Origin of the sequence: Marinomonas atlantica, assembly GCF_001639725.1 — a bacterium.
In the GTDB taxonomy this organism is placed as follows: domain Bacteria; phylum Pseudomonadota; class Gammaproteobacteria; order Pseudomonadales; family Marinomonadaceae; genus Marinomonas; species Marinomonas atlantica.
The window spans coordinates 1-248 of the sequence record NZ_LTAW01000058.1; the positions used below are offsets into that span (position 1 = coordinate 1).

Here is a 248-nt window from a genome sequence, read left to right on the forward strand (position 1 = left end):
ATTTTACCTCAAGCCAAGAGACGCGTAATTCATATCTAAAGCAGTTCAATATTGGTCAGCGTTCATTATTGGATCTATTGGATACTGAAAATGAGGTGTTTTCATCGAAAAACGATCTTACTAATGCGTTGCATGATCAATTAGTAGCTAAGTATCGTGTCGTTAATGGTATGGGTACGCTATTGGATAGCTTTAATCTTTCGTTACCCGAACCTAATTTGGGTGATGTAGAACCAAAAGATCAGTTA

1 protein-coding gene is annotated in these 248 nt (G+C 36.7%); it reads left to right on the plus strand.

Annotation, left to right across the window (positions count from 1 at the left end):
* A partial coding sequence (locus tag AYW75_RS18545; RefSeq protein WP_197478983.1) for a TolC family protein occupies window positions 1-248 on the plus strand: 248 nt, incomplete at both ends.